This is a genomic window from Longirhabdus pacifica (genome assembly GCF_004115085.1).
In the GTDB taxonomy this organism is placed as follows: domain Bacteria; phylum Bacillota; class Bacilli; order Paenibacillales; family DSM-105158; genus Longirhabdus; species Longirhabdus pacifica.
Map to the genome: position 1 here is coordinate 65,245 of NZ_QXJP01000002.1, position 22,341 is coordinate 87,585.

A 22,341-nucleotide genomic window follows, 5' to 3' on the forward strand; every position below is an offset into this window, starting at 1 on the left:
TAAACGTTTTAATATTATTCCACCTCCAAAAATTTTTTTTACAATGAAAAATATGGATATAAGATGTTCATCAACATTATATCCTACTTTTTTTTACAAAATAATAGACAATAAGACATAATTCTATACGTTAAAAATTGAAAGAAAAGACCTATAAACTTTTTAAATTACAGGATAAAGCAGATAAAAGTAGGTCATGTGACATAAGTTATCAGTATATTTAATCTTTTTATATAATTGTTTAATTTGTAAAAGCGTTTTAATTACATATCACACTTTTATGTATTTCAGAAGAAGTGAAATAATTTGCATCCAACAATATAATTTTATAGGGTAAAGACACTTTTTTCTTGAATTCCTTTTTAAATTTCATAGAGATGGGAAAAACAACAAAAAAGAACCAGACATCACGTATCTGGTCCTCCTTTTTATCTTCCTATACATTATTGTTTCTCTCTGCTGTATCCACATTTACGTGGATGCTAGTACATCCTTATACTGCTCCACGTGTCGCATTCTTTTTACCACGTAAGAGCACGTAGGGATAATTTTATATCCTTCATTCCTCGCATACTCCACTACTTTGTCTACAAGCTGCTCCGCAATGCCTTGACCTCGCATGCTTGGTGAAACAAAGGTGTGATCGACTACAATGTTTCCATCTTGAGGAACATAAGTAACCTCGCCTATTTCTTGACCATCTTTTTCCACGTAAAAACGATTACTGCCGTGTTGTATGTCTACCATGATTTCGCCTCAATTCGTTTTTAAGTATATTTTAACGCTAAACGAGGCATTTTGCTACTTTTTGGTTATCCATTGTACTTATTCGCTAGCAATCATGTAGACAGCATCATCACTTACTCCGATGACTCCTTCCGTCCATCTCATTTCATTATCTTGTAAAATATGTTCTACAATGACCTCTTCGGTTAATGTGTCAAAATTATATTGAACTAAATCATACCCCTTTTCTTCGTTAGAAGATAAATACACGATACGATGTGATGATGGAACCCATTGAAAAGAAACATAACTATCGTTATTCCATGTTCCGACTTCTTTGTCCTCTTTAAAGATGTTCCAGTCAACGTTGTTTTCACTCGTCAATGTTATGACACCGTCATCGGAGTGAGAATGAGAAATCATACTTTCATCTTGCATTTGTTCCATTGGATGCTGTGTTATTTCTTTTGTTTCCCAGTCATATTCATAAACGATCACATTGCTTTCTTCGTTTCTTAACTGAATAGAAACAATGTCACCGTCATCTTTTATTTGTATTCTATTTTCCATGTTGTTGGTTACTTTAAATGTAACGTCTGTGTTACCTAATTCATGTTTTTCTATGCTACCATCCTCTAAGTTGTATAAGACGAGTTCCATATCGGAAAACCATTGTTCTGTATCCTCTCCTGTATAGGAACGTTCTTCTCCTACAAGGAGCATAACAACATCTTTATTATCATTAAACTTCGCCCCGTATACGTACCCATCTACTTTGATTTCAACCATGTCATCTTGTGGGAACAAGGATTCATACATTTCACCATCATAATCATTAAGGAAAAATCCTCTTTTATCTGCATAAAACGTCCCTACACCCATGTAATTTTGGACCACATTTAAAACATGATTTTCATCAATGGTGAAAGGAGCCATTTGTTCTGTTTCCACATCGTAGAGGTAGTGTAATTGCGGAACAGATGCATCACATTCACAATAACCTAAACTTCGAGTTAAAATTATGTTTTGATCATCTATCCTATATGATGGGGTGTAAAGATCATCCCAATTTGATGCTTTTTCAATAGTGGAGCCATCTAATGCTACGCTCCAAAGCTGCAATCCTTCTTCTACAACGACTTGCATCATGGATGCATATTGTTTCGTTTCTCCTAACTTGGTTTTAGAACCAGATGGATTGATTTCATACATTGGGAATAGAATATTATCATCTGTTTCTACGTTGATGTACAGTGTCTGTTCATCTTCCCATTCGTACGTAACCACTTCATTTCCCTTCAATCGGTTCATGATTGCTTCTTCTACAGTAGATTGATTCATTGCTTCCGTAAATTCAAGTTTAAAATTTTGATGTTCTTTATGTACAGCTAATTTTGTTGGAGATTGTACAGCTGAGTTGGATACTAATGAAATGTTCACCCATTCTTCTTCTGCAGCTGAAGCGATACTTATTTCAAACGGTGTGATGTTTTCGAACCTTTCATTATTAACAGTTATAGAACCATTTAAATCTATGGTATAGCTAACAAAAGTGATGAATGGATATGCGTTCGTGATTTTTTCATATATTTCATCTGCATCGAATGTAACATCTACAAGAAGGGATTGATCGTCATTCCATTCAAATGATACATTTCCATTTCTTTGCTCGAGCTGACTTTTGATTGCATTTTCAACTGAAAGTTTATTCATTGCTACCGGAAATGTAATCTCATACTGCTGTTCACTTCCGTTGATGGTAATGGGTGAAACTGCATCAGGATCTTTTGTGTATACAATGTTTATATCCCTTCCATCCAGTACTTTTACTTCTTCTTCATTGCTTTGTTCTGCTTGTTCTTCCCCAATTTGCTGTGCATCAATATCTTCATCTGTCTCGGCTTCGTTTTCAGCACACCCACTTAAAAACAGTACCCCCATTAAAACCATCATATAAATCCAAACTTTTTTTCTATTCACTTTCATTCCTCCTTATATATTTAATTTATCATAGATTTAGTTTGGATAAAAGATTTATTTTAAATGATTAATTTTAATTATGGATTTTAACACAAACCATCAACTCTTATTATATTTTTTTAAAATAAACAGCTCTCTTATAAATGCACCTATTACAATAGAGGTAGTTATGACTACAAATAAACTTAAACTTCTCACAAATAAATATGGAGAGCTCACCGCTTGATAACTTTGGAAGATCAATATCGGAATGTATAGAATACAATAAGCAATGATCCACTGTTTCTGTTTTTTATTTTTATCTTTATTTTTTGTTTTCACTTTCTGGCCTCCTTCAACAAAGCGTTAAATCCCATTTAAGGTTTTATCTTCTGAATATTATATTCTGCAAAACAAAAAAAACGCCTCTCACAGAAATATGTGAAAATGACGTTTTTTAAGTTTCACTTTAAACATTTGAACATTATCGGACGTTTTAGTTTAATCAGCAACTCTTATTATTTTAATGGTAGCACTTACTGCTGAATTACTTAAATCTGGAGACATGAACGTTACATCTTGATTTACTCGTAATTGAATCATGTCGTTAACAAAAAATCTATTTTGGTATTCACCTTTTAATTGAACGATATCCTGAGTATCACTAGACGTCATACCGAAAGTTCCGCCTTCAAGTTCCATTGAACTCCTTAATAAGGTAACACTAACGACTGCACCTATGAGAAGATGAGATACGATAAATGTAATGCAATAAACACCTTCACTTTCAATTACAAACGTATCATCCGAAGGCTTGCTAATGTTATCGAATATAATATCATTTTCAAATGAAACTAAAGCATTGGTCGTCAACACCTGATCACTTGTAGCATAAGAATATATATATGCATTAGATAAAGATCCCGTTGGACCGGTGACTCCTATTGGGCCTATTAATCCGTTTGCACCCGATGGGCCCGTTGGTCCGGTTGGGCCCGTTGGTCCAGTTACCCCTGTTGCTCCGGTTGCCCCTGTTGCTCCGGTTGCCCCTGTTGCTCCGGTTGCCCCGGTTACTCCTGTTGCCCCTGTTGCTCCGGTTACTCCTGTTGCCCCGGTTACTCCTGTTGCTCCGGTTGCCCCTGTTGCTCCTGTTGCTCCGGTTACTCCCGTTGCCCCTGTTGCTCCCGTTGCTCCCGTTGCTCCTGTTGCTCCCGTTGCTCCGGTTACTCCTGTTGCTCCCGTTGCTCCGGTTACTCCCGTTGCTCCGGTTACTCCTGTTGCTCCCGTTGCCCCCGTTGCTCCGGTTACTCCTGTTGCTCCTGTTGCTCCTGTTGCTCCGGTTGCCCCTGTTGCTCCCATATCTCCTATACCTTCTACTGCTAATAGTTCCACCTGATCAATGACCATATCTACCGCGTCAAATGAAGCTGTTTTTACGAGCGTTAGCGTGGCACTAACAGCAAGAAGTGGTACTTCCTGTAAGTTCTTATATATCGTTTTAAAGCAACCTTCTTCTGCATTCGGTAAATTTTTTTCCAATATTGTAAACGTTTCCGTCCCTCTTAGCTCTCCAAGGTCTCCAAAATACTGTATCGTCACACCTAAAGCCGCTGAACTAAGTGCCCCTCCCCACTTGTTTGCTACGGATAAAATAAGTTCATATTGTTCAAGTGCTCTAACTTCAATATCTGATTGTTGGATGAAAACGCCATCCGTTCCACCTGGTAGAACAACTCCCCAGCTACCAAATAAATTCGGAGTATTGACTGCAGTAGCTGGATTGAAAAATAATTGCACCTCTGCTGGAGGGACTCCAGTTGTCCAAGGTGCTAGTGATCCTGTTTCAAAACCACTATTGATTATAAGATTTTTGATTTTTGCCAATGGTTTAACCTCCTTACATTATATTTAAAAGCTTATCCATTTGATTTGTTCAAAAATTTTAAATTGTAAATTAGTAGACTAATATACAATGAAAAACAAGATTTTTATGCGAAAGATTTGCACTTTATTTTTCATAGGCATAAAAAGTTTCATATAACTATCATCATGTATTTTAAAAATTAATATTACGAAATTAATATTACGAGCATGTCGTCCGATATGATTTACTATATGATATGATGGAGTAATATGATTGGATAAAATGTAATAGGAACTAAAAATAGTCAGAGGTGTAGCCAAGTGTTTTTGCACCTGAGGCGTAAATTTATTTCTCATTATTTCTTCATCTTATGATAAGTTGCAGAAACAAGTTCAACCAACTTATTACCGCTATACATAAAAGTAGAAAGTGGGAGAAGCTATGTTTGTTAAAGTAGATGATTTGAAAAGTTGGGAAGTGCAACAATTAATCACTAGCCATTTAGACGGAATGGCAGCACAATCCCCGCCTGAAAGCATTCATGCACTAGATTTACATTCATTACGTTCAAAAGAAATTACATTTTGGACCGTTTGGGAGAAAGATGATTTATTGGGCTGTGGGGCATTGAAACAAATAGACGAAAAACACGGTGAGCTGAAGTCTATGAGAACCGCTGCAGCACATTTGCGAAAAGGTGTAGCACGAAAAGTGCTTGAACACATTATAGAAGAAGCGAAAAAACGAGGTTATGAACGCCTCAGTTTAGAAACAGGTTCAATGGATGGATTTGAACCTGCGAGAAATCTATATGCTACTTATGGCTTTCAATATTGTGAACCATTTTCCACTTATACGCTGGACCCAAATAGTGTATTTATGACGAAACAAATATAGCCACGTATGGATTGTGGCAAAATAAAAGAGACTGTGAGATGGTACAACCCTAACAGTTGTGTTACGCTAACTGTTAGGATAGCCACTTTTTCAGCCTCTTTTCTTTATTACCCTATTATTTACTTAACTCTTGCGTTGTACCAACGTAAATCCAATCCCCAGTTACGCCTACGATATCCGTTCTCCAACCATACTCCATGTTGATAAGCACTTCTTCTTTATCTTGATCTACATCGTAAACAACAACGTTAACACTAGAATCATCCAGCCATTGAAGATACGCTACCTTATGACTATCTTTTATCCAATGCTTAGCATATGGTTTTTCAACGAGTTTCTTAGCTCCTTCGTATATTTCCTCCCCATAAATTTGATATTGACCATCATCTGATTCATTAATTACCACATCAACAAGATCTACTTGGGATGGCAACGTTTTAAATAGTACTTCGGAGCTTTTCCAATCATACTCATAATTCAAACTATTATAACTTTCCTGCTCCATCATCGTAATATATACTTTATTCCCATTATCAACTATAGGGACAGGATATTTATAACTATGCGCTACACCGAGCGGCACTTGACCTATTAATGCCTCTTGAATGGATACGACGGTATCATCTTCTAATGAATAAATGACGAGATCCAAATCAGAGACATCTTCTTCTGTTTCTCCCACCACTAAAATAACATGTTGTTTTGCTTTGCTAAATATTGCGCCATGCACATAGCCTTCTGTGTTTATTTCTACTTGTTGTTGCATTGGGTCTTCTAACACGAATTGCTCATTTCCTTTTTCATAAAAAAATCCACGCTTGTCAGCATAAAATGGAGCAAAACCAACATAGTTTGTCATCACATCGTCAAAATAATTATACTCATGTGGATATTCGTACATTTCATCATTGATCATATCATATACGTAATGGACATTTGGAACTTGATCATGACAGCAAATAGACACCCTTGGTCTAATTAAAGTAACATATTGATCATCAATAATCTGATTTGGTTGATATAACTCATCCCAAGATGATACTTGCTCTACTTTAGACCCATCCACTGCAATTTTCCATAATTGTTCGTCATAAGGATCAAGCACAACTTCTAATGTTGGTGCTTCTAGTACCTGATCACCTGACTTCGTCTTTGCTCCACTTACATTTACATCATACATAAGAAAGTATTGTTCTTCGGAAATTGTATAATCAACAGAAAATAGTAATGCGCTATCACTGGTCCAATGAAAGGTGAAAGTTGCATCTTGTTTATAAGCATCTATTTTATCTTTTTCTTCTCTTGTTATTTCATTGCCGCTCGGAGTAAAATTTTCCATTAATGCCGCTTCTACAGATGCACGATCCATATCTTGCTCAAATGTTAGCTGATAACTTTGGTTACCAGGATAAACCGGAGCTTCGGTAGGGGCTTCAATTTGTGGTAATCCGTCTAATTGAATCGTTACCCATTTCTTTTCTACTTCCTCCGTCATCTCTTCTTCGTTAATAGTTTCTGCTTGTTCTTCTTGTTCTTGCTCTACTTGGTCTTCCGCTATTTCATCATTCGCTTTTTCTTGTACAACCTCTTCTTGATTCTGTTTTTCATCTTCTCCAGAGGCTTCAGAACTACATCCACTTAGCACAAGTAAAAGTGAAAGGGATAATACTGCTGTCAACATAAATGTCATTCTTCTCTTCATACTAAAAAATTCCCCACCAATCTATTGATTTAAATATAAGTTTACTTCAAACTTAATTTTTAGTCAATAATATTGAAATGATAATTTTACTATATACAATTAGTCACCCTATGTTGGTTAAAAGCCTGTACGATACATTTATTTTGTAACATAAAAGTGTATTGCGCAAAGCGCAAAACATACTACAGCGGATTAATATCTCCAGTGGTACGAATGTAAATCCATTCTTCTGTAGCTCCGATGATCAACGTTCTTATCGTATCTTCTATATTTACAAGTATTTCTTCTTTATCTTGATCTACATCGTATACGACAACATTATCACTAGAATCTTTAAGCCATTGAAGATACGCTACCTTATGGGTATTGTCTATCCATTTTATTTCATAACTTTTATCCGTAATTTCCTCACCTTTTTCATAAACATGTTTGCCATAGATTTGATATCGACCATCATAAGATTCTTGAAATTCAATGTCCATCAGTGTTTCTTGTAAAGGAAATGTTCTTGTTGTCACCTCACACTTTCCCCAATGAAATGCATAGTATACTCTTTCAAATTGATCCATCATTTTAATGTATACTTCATTTCCATTATCATATATTGGAACAGGATACTTGTATCCATGTCCCATACCTAATGCTACCTCTCCAATTAATACTTGTTGTAATGTCATCATATTGCCATCTTCTAATGAATAAATGATTAAATCCAAATCAAATACATCTTCTTCTGATTGCGAAGCAGCAATTAAAACATGCTGTTTCGTTTTGCTAAATACAGCGCCATGAACGTAACCTTCTACATTTATTTCCACTTGTTGTTGATTGCGATCTTGTATTTGTATATGATCATGTTGCTTCTGATAGAAAAACCCTCTTTTATCTGCGTAAAATGGTGCATGGCCCACATAATTTATCATCACATCATTAAAAGTATTGCTTTCTTGTGGATACTCATAGATTTTATCGTTTATCATGTCGTACAAATAATGTCCATTTGGTACTTGACCGTGGCAGCAAATGTATTCGTGTTGCCTTACTATGATGGCATACTGATCATCTATAATATGTAAAGGGCGATATAATTCATTCCAAGATGATACTTGCTCTATTTTAGACCCATCCACTGCAACTCTCCACAGTTGTTCGTCAAATGGATATAAAACAGCTTGTAGCGACGGCACATCCTTCAACCATTCCCCAGATTTTGTTTTTGCTCCACTAACATTAATTTCGTACAGTGGGTTGAATAGCGTGTCATTGTAAGTGATATCCCCATAAAAGACATGCTGAACAGAAAGTTGTAATTGTTTATCGTTTACCCACTTAAAATCTAAAATAGCGTTTGCTTTTAACTGTTTCATTTGCTCTTCATACTTATCTAAGTAATGGAAATCATAAAAATAATTATTTTCAAAATTCTTTTTCAGTGTTTTTTCTACAGAATTTCGATCCATATCTTCTACAAAAGTCACTTCATAAACTTGATGCTTTGGAAATACAGGAGTCATAATAGGCGCTTTAATTTCGGGAAAATCATCTAACGTGATCGTTGCCCCATGTATACTTTGTATTTCTTTTGTATGACTATCACCTTGTACTTTTTCTTTTGCATCCATGGATAAACCACCGCTCACTATAAAGAAAACAGAAAGTATATATATTACAGTGAGCTTTAACCTTTTCTTCTTCATTTTTCATCCTCCAAACAATCTGAAATAAAAACAATAAGTCATGTCACTCTATACTATTTTATTCATTCATAGCATCGATAATATATGTAATATCACAGTTTATGTATTCCATATAACATCGCTTTATCCTTTCTTATGACACCGATAAATGACAGTGAATTCAAAAAATTTAAAAATAACCCTATGTATCTTTCCTGATCTTTATTATAATCAATATGGAACGACTTATATTTTCTACAATCTGATTTTTCACAATCTTTGTACTACATTATCTTTTTGTACTACGCGAACTTTCATTTTTTACAATTTACAATCTTTGTGTTACATGAGAGGAGTGACAAGACAATGAATTTTGATTTAACAAAAGAGCAAAAAATGATTCAAGAAATGGTGAGTAAATTTGCGGAGAAAGAAATTGCACCACAGGCGGAGCATATCGACAAAACAGGGGAATTTCCATACGATACGTTTATGAAAATGGGTGAACTCGGATTGCTAGGAATCCCCTTCCCAGAACAGTATGGTGGATCTGGTGGAGATACCGTTTCTTATGCTATAGCAGTCGAAGAAATCGGAAAAGCTTGTGGAAGCACAGGTTTAAGTTATGCTGCAGCGGTTTCCTTAGGAGCAGCCCCTATTTACTATTTTGGAACAGAAGAACAAAAACAAAAGTATCTTATTCCGCTAGCATCCGGTAAAGCCCTTGGATCATTCGGATTAACTGAACCTAATGCGGGTTCCGATGCAGGAGGCACTAAAACAAGCGCCGTGCTAGAAGGTGACCACTACGTCATTAACGGGGAGAAAACATATATCACGAATGCGGAGTTTGCCAAACAAGTTATTGTAACCGCTGTCACTGGAAAAAATGACAAAGGAAAGAAAATCATATCTGCCATTATCGTCCCAACAGGTATTTCGGGATTTAAAATAACGAGCAATTACGACAAGCTTGGCGTAAGAGGCTCAAATACGTCTGAACTTGTGTTTGACAATGTCAAAGTACCCAAAGAAAACTTGTTGGGAGATCCAATTAAAGGCTTCAATCAATTTCTATATACGCTAGACGGTGGCCGTATCTCTATTGCTGCACTGGCACTAGGCATTGCACAAGCGGCATATGAAGCTGCACTACAATATGCGAAAGAACGAACACAATTTGGAACGAGCATCTCCAAATTTCAAGCCATTCAATTTAAATTAGCAGATATGGCAATGGAACTAGAGTTAGCAAGAAACATGATTTATAAAGTGGCATGGCTAAAAGATAATGAACGCCCATTCTCCAAAGAAGCTTCCATAGCAAAATTATACGCTTCTGAAGTGTCTTCTAGAATAACGAACCAAGCCATTCAAATCCACGGTGGCTATGGTTATATGAGAGAGTACAAAGTAGAGCGATATTTACGAGACGCCAAATTAACAGAAATCGGCGAAGGAACTTCTGAAATTCAACGCCATATTATCGCTAAAAAAATAGGATTATAAACATTTAAAACCATCGAAAATACATGTTAGCATCTTTCATAAAATATATTGTTATATACAGATAAGTGTTATGAGTGAGGAGTCGTGATCTATGTTTAAAAAAATATTAATCGCAAATCGAGGAGAAATTGCTCGTCGCATCATTCGTACATGCAAAGCGATGAACATCAAAACGGTTGCCATTTATTCCGAAGCAGATGAAAACAGTTTCCACGTTCTGGAAGCAGATCAAGCTTTTCTCGTCGGTGGACCTAGAGTAAGTGAAAGTTATCTCAACATCGAAAACATTTTAAAAATAGCCGCCAAAACGAAAGCAGATGCTATACATCCCGGTTATGGTTTATTATCTGAAAATGCAGTATTTGCAGAAAAATGTGAACAGTCAGGAATTACTTTTATCGGGCCTTCCCCAGAAGTGATCGCACGCATGGGTAGTAAAATCGAAGCTCGTAAAGCGATGGAAGAAGCTGGTGTACCTGTCGTTCCAGGAATCACTCATCCCCTATCACATGCAAATGAAGCCATGAACATCGCGAGCAGTATGGGATATCCTGTCATGTTAAAAGCCTCTGCGGGCGGTGGTGGCATCGGTATGCAAGTCGTACACGACCATGAATCACTACAAAAAGCATTTGCAAGTAACCAAAAACGAGCGAATGACTTCTTCGGTGACGGCGCTTTATACATGGAGAAATGTATCGAAAACCCGAGACATATTGAAATACAGCTATTAGCAGACAAAAAAGGCAATACCGTCTATTTATGGGAGAGAGAATGTTCCATTCAACGAAGACATCAGAAAGTGGTAGAAGAAGCGCCCTCCCCTTTCCTTGATGAAGCTACAGTTATAAAAATGGGAGAAGCCGCAGTGAAAGCTGCCAAAGCCATTAACTATACCAATGCAGGAACGATGGAATTTTTAGTAGATAGTAACATGAACTTTTATTTTTTAGAAATGAACACTCGCTTACAAGTCGAGCATCCTGTAACAGAAGAAATAACTGGACTAGATCTAGTAGAAGAGCAAATTAAAATTGCGGCCGGAGAGTCTTTATCTTTTACACAATCTAGCATGAAAAGAGAAGGTCATGCGATCGAGGTTCGTATTTACGCAGAAGACCCGAAAACCTTCTTCCCTTCTCCTGGTAAGATAACTACCCTAACTTTGCCTGAAGGAAAAAACGTACGCCATGAGATTGCTGTGAGGGAAAATGATACCGTAACCCCTTTCTATGATCCGATGATTGGGAAATTAATTGTAAAAGGAAAAGACAGACAAGAAGCAATACAGATCATGCAACAAGCATTATCGGAGTACAACATTGCAGGGATAAAAAGCAACATTCCACTGCTGAGAGAAGTGTTGTCCCATCAAGCGTTTCACAGTGGAGATACGACAACGAGCTTTATATCTAGATATATCAATCAATAAATTCATCACACAAATAACATCATCATGCATTGATGTCACAGTCAACAACAAAATCATACATTTCAGGAGGAATAACATATGAGCAATCTTATATCCAACATGGCAGGTAGCGTATGGAAAATCGTTGTAAAAGAAGGAGATACCGTGCAGTCCGGACAAGAACTCATTATTTTAGAATCGATGAAAATGGAAATTTCTTTATCGGCAGAATCAAGTGGTGTAGTAAAGGAAATTAAAGTTAGTGAAGGCGACTTTGTCAATGAAGGTGACGTTTTAGTAGAGATAGAGTAGCTGGAAGATGATCGTTGATTAAAAAATCATTCGTTAGGAGGGCTTCACATTGAAGTTACCTAAAGAAGTTACGATTAAAGAGGTTGGCCCACGTGATGGATTACAAAATGAAACAAAATTCGTTGCCACCGCAGATAAAGTAGATTGGATCAACCTTCTGTCCCTATCAGGGCTAAAGTATATAGAAGTAAGCTCCTTCGTTCATCCCAAATGGATACCGTCCCTGGCCGATTCATTGGAAGTTTTCAAACAAATAAAGCGACAACATGGTGTCACCTATGGTGCACTTATTCCGAATGAAAAAGGGCTGGAACGAGCATTAGAAGCCAACATAGATGAGGCTGCCATCTTTATGTCCGCCAGTGAAACACATAACCAAAAAAACATCAACAAATCGATAGACAGCACCTTCCCTGTATTACACAACGTCGCACAAGCTGCCCTTTCTGCAAATAAAACTGTTCGGGGGTATGTATCCACCGTTTTTGGTTGCCCGTATGAAGGCAAAGTCGATACAGAATCTATTATTCATGTTTCAGAAAAACTGTTTGAAATGGGCATCCAAGAACTTTCACTAGGGGACACCATCGGGGTCGCGAATCCAAAACAAGTCGAATTGCTATTAGAAATACTATTAAAACGTTTTCCAGCTGACAAACTTGCTTTGCATTTTCATGACACAAGAGGAACTGCATTAGCGAACATGTTAACCGCAATGGAGATGGGAATTACAACTTTCGACAGTGCTGCTGGCGGATTAGGTGGTTGCCCTTATGCTCCAGGTGCATCTGGCAATGTTGCTACAGATGATGTGGTCTACATGCTTGAAGAAATGAACATACATACTGGAGTAGATCAGGATAAGCTATTTGCAGCTACATCTTTTATTCAACAAAAAATGGATAGAGCGCTACCGAGTCACAATTTACAAGCGAGACTTGGAGCCGTCATTCGTTCATAGGCCCAATGTAAAAGGAGGATGAAAATGGATAGACAAGTACTATACCGTGTTTCGGAAGACGGGATAGCAACGATAACATTAAATCGACCACAAGCTGCCAATGCGCTGTCACAGCAGCTGTTGAAAGAATTAGAACAAACAACGACTGAAATTCAATACGATACATCGGTGCGATGTGTGCTTTTGACAGCCGCTGGCGATAGAGTGTTTTGTGCTGGAGCAGATTTGAAAGAACGTGCAAATATGAATCCCATTCAAGTTCGTCAAGCTGTTTCCCTCATTAGAAAGACCATGAATGACATCGAATCTTTGCCACAACCTGTCATTGCCGTCATGAACGGCATGGCACTCGGAGGTGGGCTGGAACTCGCGCTTGCATGCGACATTCGAATGGCAGCAGATCATGCCAAATTCGCTTTAACCGAAACATCGCTCGGCATTATTCCAGGGGCTGGCGGCACGCAACGTCTACCCAGGCTAATCGGGAAAGGAAAAGCGAAAGAGCTCATTTTCACCGCCAGAAGAATCGATGCTGAAGAAGCTGAAAACATACGTTTAGTGGAGCACGTCGTTCCAACAGAGAAGTTAATGGATAAAGCAAATGAATTAGCTCAGCACATCGTACAAAATGCGCCTATCTCCCTTACCCAAGCTAAAATGGCGATCAATAAAGGGAGTGAAGTTGATCTACATACAGGACTAGCCATGGAACAAAGCGCTTATGACATGACAATCCCAACAAAAGATCGGATCGAAGGGCTACAAGCGTTTAAAGAAAAACGTAAGCCAATATATAAAGGCGAATGAAAACATACATAGGAGGAACAAATCATGACAATAGAACAAAAACTAAATGAAGTCGTACACCATATACACAAAGGTGGCGCAGAAAAATATCACGAAAAAAATGCAAAACAAGGTAAAATGTTTGTCCGTGAACGACTAGCATTATTGTTTGACGATGGCATTGAAATAGAAGATGCTTTGTTTGCCAATCATATGGCTGACGATCTACCCGCTGACGGTGTCGTCACAGCTATTGGAAAAATACACGGTCAACTCGTTGGTGTCATGGCGAACGATTCTACCGTAAAAGCTGGTTCCTGGGGATCAAGAACAGTAGAAAAAATATTAAGAATACAAGAAACAGCGGAAAAAATGCAAATCCCTCTCATCTACCTCGTGGATTCAGCAGGAGCTAGAATCACCGACCAAGTAGAAATGTTTCCAGGACGACGCGGTGCAGGTCGCATCTTCTATAATCAAGTGAAGCTGTCCGGCATGCTGCCACAAATTTGTATTATGTTCGGGCCATCTGCTGCGGGCGGTGCTTACATCCCAGCTTTTTCAGATATTGTCATCATGGTAGAAGGTAACGCATCGATGTATTTAGGTTCCCCGAGGATGGCCGAAATGGTGATAGGCGAGAAAACCACACTAGAAGAAATGGGCGGGGCAAGAATGCATTGTTCTGTATCTGGTGTTGGTGACGTGCTTGCTACTTCTGAGGAAGAAGCAATTAAAATGGCTAGGGATTATATCTCCTACTTCCCTGCTAACTATGCAAACAAACCAAGTGTAAAAGAAAGTCTATCACCGAAAACGTTTGAAAAAACATTGGAAGATATCATACCACAAAACCAAAACGTCCCATTCGATATGTATGAATTGATTGATAGAATTATAGATGAAGACTCCTTTTTTGAAATCAAAAAACTTTTTGCTTCGGAGATCATAACAGGGTTTGCCAGAATGAATGGACAATCCGTCGGTATTATCGCCAATCAACCGAAAGTAAAAGGCGGCGTGCTTTTCCATGATTCTTCCGATAAAGCAGCGAAATTTGTTACACTTGCGGATGCTTTCAACATCCCTCTATTATTTTTAGCGGACGTACCAGGATTTATGATCGGGACAAAAGTAGAACGTGCTGGCATTATCCGTCATGGTGCCAAGATGATCGCTGCCATGTCCGCCGCAACCGTTCCTAAGATTTCTATCATTGTGAGAAAAGCATACGGAGCAGGCCTTTATGCTATGGCGGGACCCGCTTTTGAACCCGATTGTTGCCTTGCCCTCCCTACTGCGCAAATTGCTGTTATGGGACCTGAAGCGGCCGTCAATGCTGTCTATGCGAAAAAAATATCCGAACTTCCAGAAGAGGACAGAGCAGCTTTCATTCAAGAAAAACGAGAAGCGTACAAAGAAGACATCGATATATATCGACTCGCTTCAGAGATGATTATTGATGGCATTGTACCTGCTAACGATTTGCGACATGAATTGATACAAAGATTTAATACGTATATGTCCAAATACTTAGTATTCTCCCATCGCAAGCATCCGGTTTATCCTGTATAAAATAAAAAAGGAGTGAAGTGCACTTGAAGACAATACTTTCCTCTTACCAAGAAGCAGTAAAAGACATTCACGATGGAGCAACCATTATGGTTGGTGGCTTTGGGTTATGTGGTATTCCTGAAAATTTACTGTTAGCACTCGTTGAAAAAAATGTGCAGCAGCTTACCGTCATATCCAATAATTGCGGCATTGACGATTGGGGATTAGGCCTTTTACTTAAAAATAAACAAATTAAAAAAATGATCGGTTCCTATGTAGGAGAAAACAAATTATTTGAGCAACAAGTGATTTCTGGAGAGTTAGAAGTAGAGCTCGTACCACAAGGCACGTTAGCAGAGAAAATTCGTGCAGGAGGTGCTGGAATTCCCGCATTTTACACCCCTGCAGGCATTGGAACGCCTATAGCAGAAGGCAAAGAAAGTAAAGTGTTTGGTGATCAAGCTTATTTACTTGAAAAAGCCCTGACAGCCGATTTCAGTCTAGTTAGAGCAATGAAGGGCGATAAGATGGGGAATTTAGTCTACAATAAAACAGCGCAAAACTTTAACCCCATGATTGCAGCGGCAGGTAAAATTACCATCGCCGAAGTAGAAACACTACTTGAGCCTGGACAAATCAGACCGGAAGAGATTCATACACCGAGTATCTACGTACAAAGCATGATCGTTGGCTATCAGCAAAAACGTATAGAACGTCTAACGACGAATCAACTCGATGATCAATCAGAAATACGCAACAAAATAGCCAAAAGAGCGGAACAAGAAATTAACAGTGGAGACTATGTCAATCTTGGAATCGGCATGCCTACACTGGTTGCTAATCACATCGCGAAAGACAAGTTTGTCGTATTGCAGTCCGAAAATGGATTGTTAGGGATTGGCGCTTATCCAGCCCATGAACAAGTCGATCCTGATTTAATCAATGCGGGAAAAGAAACCGTGACGACCATTGACGGTGGCGCTTATTTTCACAGTGCGGAATCGTTCGCTATGATTCGAGGTGGACATATTGATGTCGCTATTTTAGGTGGAATGCAAGTATCAGAGCAAGGTGACCTCGCCAATTGGATGATTCCAAATAAAATGATCAAAGGCATGGGCGGAGCTATGGATCTCGTGCATGGAGCGAAAAAAATTATCGTGATCATGGATCATGTATCCAAAAGAGGAGATTTGAAAATACTACAAGCTTGTAAATTGCCCCTAACAGGAGAAAAAGTCGTCCATCGCATCATTACAGAAAGAGCTGTTATCGATGTCACCCCGCGAGGGCTTGTACTAGTAGAAGTTGCAAAAGGATACAGCGTCGAAGATATTAAGAGTATTACGGAACCAACGCTCATGGTAAGTGAACAAATCAAGTTAGAAGCGTATTAAACAGATCAAAATTAGGATCAGATACACTATTTCAGGGAGGTAGCATGTCCCCTCCCTCTCCCTCTCCCTCTTCATCTTTTTCCTCCTCTCTTATATCTCGCCGATATCTTTTCTTTCATTGTTCTATTATGGATCCATCAATAAGTAACTTTTCATTCACAAATTAGTCTATACATGTATACATAACCTTGCTAGGAGGATCACATATGATTGTCATGATCAATGGAGCATTTGGCGTAGGAAAAACAACCGTCGCTAATCAACTATTATCCAAACTAGAGAACAGTATGATATTCGATCCCGAAATGATTGGTATGTTGCTGCGCGAGATGCTGCCAGCTTCCATTAGAGAAAGTGAAGCATCGACTGGAGATTTTCAAGATTTTGTACTATGGAGACAACAAACCGTTACGACAGCGGATCAACTAATATCTCTGTACAAAACCACATTGATTGTGCCCATGACAATTAGGAACATACATTATTTTCAATATAATTATGATGGATTTAAAGCGATAGATCCAGATACGTATCATTTTTGCTTAATGGCGAGTGAGTCAACCATAACGGATAGACTAAAAAAACGCGGTGAAACCGAAGGTAATTGGTGCTTTCAACAAACAAAAAAATGTCTTCATGCTTTTGAAGGAGGACAATTTCAACCATACATAAATACGGAGCATAAGCATGTAGATGATGTTGTAGATGAAATCATGTCTCAAATAAACATGCAACAATCATGACAATAATTCACTAGCTGTAAATAACATTTTTATCCCTTTATGGCGAAAATCTTGATGTTGTTGTTGATCTTGCAGGGGTTGCTTATCGACCCATTGAATAGTACTAACCCCTTGAATGGCAATGTAAAGCTCTAGTCTTTCATTAGGTATGCTCATATGACTTTGCTTTTTCCAACCGTCCAAAAAGGACTCTCTCAGATGAACATCATGTTCATCGTCTATGTCATTGAAAATTAATTTTGTCAAATCGAATACAGGATCGCCTACTATCGTATGCTCAAAATCAATAATACCTTTTATTTTATCATCATGTATCATCAAATTTCGAAGACCATAATCTCTATGGATGATGCCAATTGGTGAATCAAATTTGAAATGTTTCATTTCTTTTTCTGTTACTTGGAATGCTTCTATTAATTTCTTATGATTATCTTCTTTTTTAAACCGTATCTTCTCTATCCACAAAGGAAATTTTTTTGCAAATATATTTTCCCAAGCGTAGTCATCATAACTGGTAACACCGTCATAAGCATATTGCCAAAGCTTCGTTTCTTTTATTTCATTCTCCGTCATGCAAAAATGAAACGTTCCAAGTAATTGACCTGCTTGATATAGTACTTCCTCTTTTTTAGCCGGTTTCATTTGAGGGAATGCTTCCAGCAATGTGGTGCCTTCCCACCATTCTAGAACGATATAATATTGTGACGATATTTTTCCTGATTGTATGAGCGTGGGAACGGGTAAGCCCTTTTTTGGAAAATGGGTATAAGCTTCTACTTCTCGCTTAAAGGGAAGTTCTTTGTTGTGAATTTTTAGTAAATAGCATTGTTTATTTCTACAGACTTTGTAGACACTTACATCCATCCGTTCACTAATTATGTTTATGATTTCAAAACCTAATTCAAGTTCTACTGCTGTTTTGACCATGACGGATTTTCCCCTTTACTTCGTTATTTTAGTCTACTTGACTATCATCTTTCTGTCTATAAGTTGAATGAATGTATGTATAAGTTAAATGAACTTGTGCAACCAACTTATTACAGCTGTGCATAAGATGGAGAAATCTAGAAATCTCTATTTCAACGTTTACTCCTGACATCTGAGGCGTTAACTTGTATTTCATTACTTTTTAATTTCATTACTTTTTAAAAATCACAAAAAAAGGGGCACTCAACTAGAGTACCCACTTTTCCAACCTAACGATTAAGATAATTTTTTCATGATTTCTTTTGCAATTAATGCAGAAGAAGATGGATCTCTACTTGTAATGATTTGGTCATTACCCCATACTGCATATTCAGGAACGTCTAAGTTCGAAGTATATTTTCCTACTTTTGCTAATTCTTGTTCCACACTGTATGGTAAAAATGAAAGTATTTCTTTCGGCTCATATGCATCCGGGAAAGAAGTTACTTCTAAGCCATCAATAATGGACTTGCCATCACGATAAGTAAAAGCTAATACAGATGGTGCATGGCACTCAGCTGCAACGATGCCGCCTTTGTCATATACTTCGTTAATGACGCGATGAGCATTAGGATCATAAGACACATCAAACATAGGTCCATGTCCACCTACGAAGAAAACAACATCAAACGATTTGCCTGATAAATCCGCCAATCTTTTTGTATCTTTGTATCTTTCTAACTTTTGAAATGCTTTGGACTCCCCATCTGGATCCCATTGTTCCATTAAACTAGCTTCATCTACTTTTCCATCTCCACCTTTTGGAGAAGCAATAGTGACATTATGACCAGCTTCTTCAAACAATTGCAATGGCACTCCGAATTCCTCTGCCCAATAACCTGTTTGATAATCTTTGACTTGTACTGCATTGGATATCACCATTAATATGTTTGCCATGTTTTACGCACTCCTCTATATTTGAATATAAATTTAAATTTGTTTTTCTAACTAAAATTATACAGCTTGTTTCGTCATTTGAGTACTTCCATTGCATTATGAGGTAATAATAAACGGTTATGCCTAATCACCTCAGGTTAAAAAACTCAGTTGGCTTACTTCATGATCGCACTAGATCAATTAAATCAATTAGTTTAATGGTCACATTGATAGCATATAGCCCCATCATTTAAAAACTCAATGAGATATACTTTGTTTCTAGATAATCCTGTATCCCTTGATGTCCTCCTTCACGACCAAGCCCGCTCTCTTTTATTCCGCCGAATGGTGCTTGTGCTGTAGAAGGCTGTCCATCATTAATGCCTATGATGCCATATTCTAATTGCTCTGATAGTATCATTGCTTCTTTAATATCTTTGGTAAAAGCATAGGCAGAAAGTCCAAACGGACTTTTATTCGCCCGCCTGATGGCTTCTTCTAATGTGTCAAATGAAGTGATTGGAGCTAACGGACCAAACGTCTCTTCCTGCATACAAAGCATGTCATCGGTAGTATGCATCAGTACCGTTGGTTCTATGAAGTAGCCTTTATCCTCCATGATGACATTTCCACCTGTCACTAACGTTGCACCACGTTGCAATGCATCATCCATTTGTGCTTTTACTTTTTTTACAGCACGCTCATTGATAAGTGGCCCTATATCTACGTTTCTATCATAGCCATTACCGACTACGAGTTGCTTTACTTTGTTAGAAAACTTTTCTTTGAAGTCTTCGGCAATTGACTTTTGTACGAAAAATCGATTTGCAGCTATGCATGCCTGACCAGCATTGCGGAATTTAGAAGCTATAGCTTCCTCTACTGCTTTATCTATATCTGCGTGTTCAGTCACAATGAAAGGCGCGTGTCCACCCAACTCTAGCGATAATTTTTTCATCGTATCGGAAGCACCTCTCATCAGCATTTTTCCGACAGGAGTAGAGCCAGTGAATGTAATCTTGCGAACTCGTCCATCTTTCTGCCAAACATCTACAATCGGTACCGGATCACCTGTGACGAGGTTAATGACTCCGTTAGGTATTCCAGCTTGATGTGCAAGTTGTACTAACTTTATTGCCGTATATGGTGTTTCTTCTGATGGTTTTAGCACCACTGTACAACCTGCTGCCAGCGCTGGAGCCAACTTACGTGTCACCATTGCTGCAGGGAAATTCCAAGGTGTTATCGCTCCCACCACACCGATAGGTTCTTTTTTTACGAAAATTCTTTTTTCTGTTGATGAGGATGGAACCATCTCACCATATATTCTCTTCCCTTCCTCTGCATACCATTCAACAAATTGATTAGCGTAATCCACTTCTGTTCTTGATCCTTCCAGTGGACGGCCTAATTCTTCTGTCATAATGGTAGCGAGCATATCTTTATGTTCATCAATAAGCGCATGCCACTTTAACAGCAATGCGCTTCTTTGTTTTGCTGTCGTTCGTGACCAAGATTGGAAAGCATCGTATGCTGCATCTACAGCTGCGAGAGACATTGCTTCACTAGCATTTGGCACCTGTCCTATGACTTGTTTGGTAGCTGGATTATGAACCGGTATTGTGCTTTCTGCCGTCATCCACTCACCATTAATGACATTTCGCTGCATAAACATAGACCTCTTCCTCCTTCCCCTATATCTTTTGTGCACCATGCTGCTTATCATTTTGTTTATAATTTTATTACATTACTTTGAAATACAAACTGCTGTAAATATGATGCGTTGTGTCATTTTGTACTTGTAACCAAGCAGATTCAATATCTAAGCAGTTACTACAAAAGATGATATCATGTGTACGTTTAATGGAGTACTTCCATTATATTATGTAATGATTCCATTCTGTTATACGATAGCAGCATGTTTGTTTGATATAAAGAGAAGAAGCAATTATAGAATATTTTCACAAAAAATGATTGATGCCACCTTAATATTTGGTGAATGACATAAACATCATCTATAATATATAATGTATTGCAATTTTGATTAAGGAATGTTAGAAAGGCACAGGTGAAACATTTGAAAATAGAATGGTTGGAATCATTTCATACTACGGCAGAATATAAAAGCTTAACCAAAGCAAGTGAGCATTTAAATATGAGTCAACCAGCGCTAAGTAAACAGATTAAAAGTTTGGAACATGATATTGGAGCCCATCTTTTTATACGCTCTGCATCTGGAGTTGAGTTGACTACTGCTGGCAAGATATTGCACGATCGTTCCGTTACTATTTTAAATGAGATTCGTTCCATGCGTCGTGAAATTCTCATTTCGCAGGGTTCTGGAAATCTAACACTTGGCTCTTGGCCTAGTGTTTCTACGTTTTATATACCTAAGAAGTTAGCTAGTGTAACAAATGAAGTACCCAATGGGAGCATTAAAATTAAAATATCCCATACTTTTTCTGAATTGTTGTCAGGATTAGAACAAGGAGAAATCGATGTTATTATGTGTGATGAATCTGTAATTAAACATACATACTGGACAAAGCCATTGTTCTCTGAGTCATTTATGTTATTTATCCACTCCCAGCACCCACTAGCAAGCAAAAAAGATGAAAGTATAATGTTGCAAGAAATTAGTAAGGAACAACTATTTCTTCTTCCAACGACATGTGATATTAGAATGATTATTAATCGAGAATTCGAACATAAAGGATTGCCCTTAAACATTGCAGCTGAGATAGAATTTGGGCAAAGTATTCTTGGCTTCATATCTAACAATTTAGGTGTTTCCATCTTACCAGAAATCTTTAAACATCATATTACAGACGAAAATATTATCGCCATTCCTATTTCCGATTTTGAGGAGCAAAGAACAATTTCTGTTATAGCTAGAAATGAGGACACCGGCAAGCGGCTTTATCAAATATTCCGAAATCACTAAACGATTAAAAGTGAAGACAACGAACATACACGGAAAAGGCACATACAAAAAAATGATT

The 22,341-nt window shown here is 37.8% G+C and carries 19 protein-coding genes and 1 pseudogene; 11 read left to right on the forward strand and 9 right to left on the reverse strand.

From position 1 onward, the window contains the following. Positions 1 to 471 precede the first annotated feature (471 nt). The 4 genes from D1Z92_RS01740 to D1Z92_RS17685 form a co-directional block, all read right to left on the reverse strand. Complete coding sequence (locus tag D1Z92_RS01740; protein WP_128893930.1) at positions 472 to 747, reverse strand: GNAT family N-acetyltransferase; 276 nt, start codon at positions 745 to 747, stop codon at positions 472 to 474. A gap of 78 nt (positions 748 to 825) precedes the next feature. Then, positions 826 to 2,706, reverse strand: a complete 1,881-nt coding sequence (locus tag D1Z92_RS01745; protein WP_128893931.1) for a hypothetical protein — start codon at positions 2,704 to 2,706, stop codon at positions 826 to 828. A gap of 99 nt (positions 2,707 to 2,805) precedes the next feature. Continuing rightward, positions 2,806 to 3,027, reverse strand: coding sequence for a hypothetical protein (locus D1Z92_RS01750; RefSeq protein WP_128893932.1), 222 nt, complete (start codon positions 3,025 to 3,027; stop codon positions 2,806 to 2,808). A 159-nt stretch (positions 3,028 to 3,186) separates the two neighbouring features. Further along, a complete protein-coding gene (locus D1Z92_RS17685) occupies positions 3,187 to 4,569 on the reverse strand; it encodes a hypothetical protein (RefSeq protein WP_276318855.1) in 1,383 nt (460 codons plus the stop codon). 421 nt (positions 4,570 to 4,990) lie between these two features. Between D1Z92_RS17685 and D1Z92_RS01760 the strand changes: the two genes are divergently transcribed. Further along, positions 4,991 to 5,446 (forward strand): GNAT family N-acetyltransferase, encoded by a 456-nt coding sequence (locus D1Z92_RS01760; protein WP_128893933.1) that lies wholly within the window; start codon positions 4,991 to 4,993, stop codon positions 5,444 to 5,446. Between the two features lie 115 nt (positions 5,447 to 5,561). On the opposite strand, the gene D1Z92_RS01765 is transcribed toward D1Z92_RS01760, so the two are convergent. Together D1Z92_RS01765 and D1Z92_RS01770 are read right to left on the reverse strand one after the other, a co-directional pair. Next, positions 5,562 to 7,148 (reverse strand): hypothetical protein, encoded by a 1,587-nt coding sequence (locus D1Z92_RS01765; RefSeq protein ID WP_128893934.1) that lies wholly within the window; start codon positions 7,146 to 7,148, stop codon positions 5,562 to 5,564. Positions 7,149 to 7,330: 182 nt separating this feature from the next. Further along, positions 7,331 to 8,845 (reverse strand): hypothetical protein, encoded by a 1,515-nt coding sequence (locus D1Z92_RS01770; protein WP_128893935.1) that lies wholly within the window; start codon positions 8,843 to 8,845, stop codon positions 7,331 to 7,333. 345 nt (positions 8,846 to 9,190) lie between these two features. Between D1Z92_RS01770 and D1Z92_RS01775 the strand changes: the two genes are divergently transcribed. The 9 genes and pseudogenes from D1Z92_RS01775 (at position 9,191) to D1Z92_RS01810 (ending at position 17,497) form a co-directional block, all read left to right on the forward strand. Next, entirely contained in the window at positions 9,191 to 10,333 is a 1,143-nt protein-coding gene (locus D1Z92_RS01775) for an acyl-CoA dehydrogenase family protein (RefSeq protein ID WP_128893936.1), read from the forward strand. 91 nt (positions 10,334 to 10,424) lie between these two features. After that, positions 10,425 to 11,765, forward strand: a complete 1,341-nt coding sequence (locus tag D1Z92_RS01780) for an acetyl-CoA carboxylase biotin carboxylase subunit (RefSeq protein WP_128893937.1) — start codon at positions 10,425 to 10,427, stop codon at positions 11,763 to 11,765. A 78-nt stretch (positions 11,766 to 11,843) separates the two neighbouring features. After that, complete coding sequence (locus D1Z92_RS01785; RefSeq protein ID WP_128893938.1) at positions 11,844 to 12,056, forward strand: acetyl-CoA carboxylase biotin carboxyl carrier protein subunit; 213 nt, start codon at positions 11,844 to 11,846, stop codon at positions 12,054 to 12,056. A 49-nt stretch (positions 12,057 to 12,105) separates the two neighbouring features. Then, the gene (locus tag D1Z92_RS01790; RefSeq protein ID WP_128893939.1) at positions 12,106 to 13,017 is read left to right on the forward strand and encodes a hydroxymethylglutaryl-CoA lyase; all 912 of its coding nucleotides are present in this window, start codon (positions 12,106 to 12,108) and stop codon (positions 13,015 to 13,017) included. Positions 13,018 to 13,041: 24 nt separating this feature from the next. Further along, positions 13,042 to 13,824: an enoyl-CoA hydratase gene (locus tag D1Z92_RS01795; RefSeq protein WP_128893940.1), complete on the forward strand. Its 783-nt coding sequence runs from the start codon at positions 13,042 to 13,044 to the stop codon at positions 13,822 to 13,824. A 24-nt stretch (positions 13,825 to 13,848) separates the two neighbouring features. Next, positions 13,849 to 15,378, forward strand: a complete 1,530-nt coding sequence (locus D1Z92_RS01800; RefSeq protein WP_128893941.1) for an acyl-CoA carboxylase subunit beta — start codon at positions 13,849 to 13,851, stop codon at positions 15,376 to 15,378. Between the two features lie 23 nt (positions 15,379 to 15,401). After that, positions 15,402 to 16,088 (forward strand): annotated as a pseudogene (locus D1Z92_RS17540) (CoA transferase subunit A); the annotation flags it as partial. Positions 16,089 to 16,118: 30 nt separating this feature from the next. Beyond that, a complete protein-coding gene (locus tag D1Z92_RS17465; RefSeq protein WP_276318857.1) occupies positions 16,119 to 16,754 on the forward strand; it encodes a 3-oxoacid CoA-transferase subunit B in 636 nt (211 codons plus the stop codon). A 206-nt stretch (positions 16,755 to 16,960) separates the two neighbouring features. Next, a complete protein-coding gene (locus D1Z92_RS01810; RefSeq protein ID WP_128893943.1) occupies positions 16,961 to 17,497 on the forward strand; it encodes an AAA family ATPase in 537 nt (178 codons plus the stop codon). Here the strand turns inward: D1Z92_RS01810 and D1Z92_RS01815 are convergent. From D1Z92_RS01815 to D1Z92_RS01825, 3 genes are all read right to left on the reverse strand, one after another. Next, entirely contained in the window at positions 17,492 to 18,424 is a 933-nt protein-coding gene (locus D1Z92_RS01815) for an aminoglycoside phosphotransferase family protein (protein ID WP_128893944.1), read from the reverse strand. The genes D1Z92_RS01810 and D1Z92_RS01815 overlap by 6 nt on opposite strands. Before the next feature lie 276 nt (positions 18,425 to 18,700). Continuing rightward, the gene (locus D1Z92_RS01820) at positions 18,701 to 19,360 is read right to left on the reverse strand and encodes a type 1 glutamine amidotransferase domain-containing protein (RefSeq protein WP_128893945.1); all 660 of its coding nucleotides are present in this window, start codon (positions 19,358 to 19,360) and stop codon (positions 18,701 to 18,703) included. Between the two features lie 229 nt (positions 19,361 to 19,589). Next, entirely contained in the window at positions 19,590 to 21,014 is a 1,425-nt protein-coding gene (locus tag D1Z92_RS01825) for an NAD-dependent succinate-semialdehyde dehydrogenase (RefSeq protein ID WP_128893946.1), read from the reverse strand. Positions 21,015 to 21,416: 402 nt separating this feature from the next. Between D1Z92_RS01825 and D1Z92_RS01830 the strand changes: the two genes are divergently transcribed. After that, on the forward strand, positions 21,417 to 22,283 hold the full coding sequence (locus D1Z92_RS01830) for a LysR family transcriptional regulator (protein ID WP_128893947.1): 867 nt from the start codon (positions 21,417 to 21,419) through the stop codon (positions 22,281 to 22,283). Positions 22,284 to 22,341 lie beyond the last annotated feature (58 nt).